This is a genomic window from Aurantiacibacter sp. D1-12 (genome assembly GCF_028858515.1).
Taxonomy (GTDB): Bacteria; Pseudomonadota; Alphaproteobacteria; order Sphingomonadales; family Sphingomonadaceae; genus Alteraurantiacibacter.
Genome location: NZ_JAPJZJ010000007.1, coordinates 1 through 3,565, shown reverse-complemented (window position 1 = coordinate 3,565; position 3,565 = coordinate 1). Strand labels below are relative to the sequence as shown.

The window sequence follows — 3,565 nt, the reverse complement described above, 5'->3', positions numbered from 1 at the left end:
ACCGCCGTACATGGTATCAGCACCCAGGCCGCCATCCAGAACATCGTCACCACCGCGGCCCAGCAGAACATCATCGTTGGCAAAGCCAAAGATCACATCGCCCGCAGATGTACCTTCCAGACGATCAACCCCGGGCGTGCCTTCAATAGCGGGGAAGATCAGGGTAATGGTCGTATCCGCAAACTGCGCCAACTCTACATTGACAAGGGTATCGGTGCCGTCCGCGCCGCTAATCGTGAACTTGCCCCGGCTAGTTTCGACAATGGTGTAATCGGCGCGGTTGCCGCTGAACACGGCCGTGTCTTCACCTTCGCCGCCGTCGAGCGTGTCGTCGCCCAGTCCGCCCGTCAGCACGTTGTTGCCGCTATTGCCTGTCAGTGTATTGGCGGCATCGTTCCCGGTAGCCGAAAGACCGGCAACGCCCGAAAGAGCAAGGTTCTCTACATGGACGAGGCCGACAAGCGAGTAATCGATGGAGGCAACAACCGTATCACTGCCTTCGCCAGCATTCTCGTTCACCACATCGCCCAGACTGTCGACGAAATAGGTATCGTTGCCCAAGCCGCCGGCCATGGTATCGTCGCCCAGACCGCCGTCAAAGCTGTCGGCAAAATCGCCGCCGATGAAGGTGTCATTGCCGCCAAAGCCGAATACGGTTCCGGTAATCTGGCCGTTTGATCCGTCATATTCGTCATCGCCATCAGTGAAGGCAATGTGGCCTTTGAGCAGGCCATTGTTGGTCACATAGTGGCGCGTTGTTTCCAGCCGTTCGAAGACCACGGCATAGGTGCCTTCAATCGTGCCGTTGTTGATGACACCCGTGTTGAGCACACCGCTGCGATCAGAGGTGAACAGACCGATAGTATACTGATCGTCGGAAGCATGATCTGTCAGCCTGGCGATAATCGTACCATCATTAGTGAAGCTGGCATTGCCGCGCACCCCGATGGCGGCGGCAGATTTCGTCGCGTAAACCAGTGGATCTTCGTTATCGAGATAGCCGAATTCACGTTCTTCGGCGTAGAACCCGTCAGGGTTTGTGCCCTCGGCATAGATCAGACCGGTATTGGTCCATTGCCTGCTGCCGGGATTAGACGGCGTATCATCATTCTCGCCGCTGGCCGCTGACATGCCGAAGGCTTGGTGAGTATCCGAGATTGCAGTGATTGTGCCGGTATTGATTGAATAACCGGTCCTTATTACGCCGTGTGCGGGGGCCAGAGCGGAATATACGTAAATCTCGCCATGGTTGGTTAGTGCGAAGCTGGGGCTGACCGCATAGGAAATGAAAAATCCAGACGGGTCAGCATAATAGGGATCAGTGTTGGATTCGACATAGATAAGGCCATTGTTGATGAACTCATCGACATTGATCATCGCTACACCGCTGGCTTCACCGGTTCCAGCGACGGTAATGGCGTAAATTTCACCATTGTTTGTAAAAACCCCGGTGTCATAGGAATACATGACCGAGCCGGGGTTGGACGAAAAGAACACCGCATCACGGTGCACGGTGAATTCGTTGCGTCCGGTGTCCGGATTGCGCTCGAAGTCAATCTCGGTCCCGGTGCCGTAGTAGATGGGATCAGTGTAACCCAGGCCAGCTGCGACTCCAGGCCGCAGCGCCGATGTGCCGCCCGCGATCGCGTCAAAGCCGCCAAAAGAGGGTGCCGAATTGGGAGTCACGGTGGCCTCTGCGGTGACGTAGGCAGTGACATCGCCCTGCATCCAGACCTGGTAGATCGTGCCTTCAAAATCGACGTCCGCGCCCTGCGTCCACACACCTTCGAGATGGACAGTATCGGTAGCGGTCGCATCGACCCAGAATGTGTCGGGATCATCACTGAGCGCGGCAATTGACGCAGCGTCGATGGCAAGTTGCTGGTTGCCAGTCAGTGCAATCGCTTCAAAACCGCTGATGCGGCCACCTGTCAGCATGGCAGACAGACTGAAGTCGCGCGCGCCCTGGGCCATCTCAAGCACGTCAAAGCCGGTGCCGCCATGTGCGGCCTCGAATGTATAGTCGCCCAGAATAACGCGGTCCTGATCGGTGCCGCCTTCGACATAGTCGCCACCTTGTGTGGTGATGACATCGTCACCCCACTCGCCGTAAAGGCCATCATTGCCGGCATCGCCCGCGATAATATCGTTGCCAAAGCCACCCAGCAGCAAGTCGTTCCCGCCGCCGCCGGACATGGTATCCTGATCATAACCGCCGGCGGCTCTGTCGACGAAGCCACCGCCTTCAAACAGGTCGTCACCCCAGCCCATGTCGACAAAACCGAACTTGCCGGTGACCTGACCGCTGCCGAAGTAATGATCGTTGTCGAAGCCCAGTTGCACGGGACCGGTGATCGTACCGTGGTTCTCCACCACGTCATCACCAAAGCCCAGAGCAATTGCACCGAATATCTGCCCGGTGGCTTCGTTGAGGACGTACTCCTGCGGGTTGCTGACATCGAGGCCATAGGCATTGGAGCCGAAGATCGCGAAATTGTCCGCCCGGATCGTCCCGGTGTTCACGATGAGACCGGGATAGCCATCGAAGCTTTCAAGGTAGATGGCGATGGAAAGGCCGTTAGGTCCGGTCGCGTTGGCTTCAATCAAACCGGCATTCTCGATCAATGGCGTACCCAGCGGCGTGTTGTTCTGGCTCGAGACGCCCGGTCCACGTAGCCGCACGGCGATCGCAGTGTTGTACGCTTCTGCCAGAATTTGGCCGTCGGCATGATTGATGATCGAGCTCTGGTAACGGCCGCTACCAGCATCAATCGTGATAGCATTGCCGGTGCCGATGAAGCGCGTGTCTTCATTCAGCGTTTGCGCAGCGAGAATGCCCGAATTCTCAACGAAGATCGGGCTGCTCGACTCAATGACACCAGCTTGGCCGGTGTCCGATACGGAAATGACAGTGCCTGTGTTGGTGAGCGATGTCGGAGCGTATACAGTCCCGGTGTTCAGCGTCACATTGCCGGTCCCATGCATGTAGATCAGGCCATTGTTGATCAGACTGAAATTTTGGCCAGATCCGTGAACCAGAATACGGTACGCTTGCGGTTCGCTCTCAAGCCAGATCGTACCGTTGTTGATCAGCGTGACGTCATTGTCGTCGATGAAAAATAACACATCGACTGTATCCTCATAATACGCATCGCCTTCAGGAACCGTGGTGGTTCCCGTCGGCAGCGTCTGGCTTTCGTCAGTTGGTTCAACCTCCGGTGGCGACCCTGGGCTTGGAATAATCGACATGGCTTTTGCGACCTCTGCGTCCGTCAAATTCGATCCACGATGAAGGAGAGAACAGGCGACCCGTCCATGTCGTCCGTTTCCCTTATCCGCGCATGGCAAGAAATACCGCGCTTGCCAGTTCCCTGAATAAGGCAGTCAAAAACACTTGGCAATCAGCCGCATGCGGAATGTCGCCATGGTACAATTGTGTGGCCTTTTGGCGTCGCTCTGGCCTTGACCAGCGCCTTTACGCTAAATCTCGATCACAGAATAAAGTCGGCTTCTGCGAGGTTGATGGTTCCGTCGAGGCGGATGGCGTAGTCCTGGATGCCGTCGC

At 56.5% G+C, this 3,565-nt stretch carries 1 pseudogene; it reads right to left on the bottom strand.

Features of this window, described 5'->3' with window-relative positions:
• Positions 1-3,126 (bottom strand): annotated as a pseudogene (locus tag OOZ52_RS12785) (hypothetical protein); the annotation flags it as partial.
• Positions 3,127-3,565 lie beyond the last annotated feature (439 nt).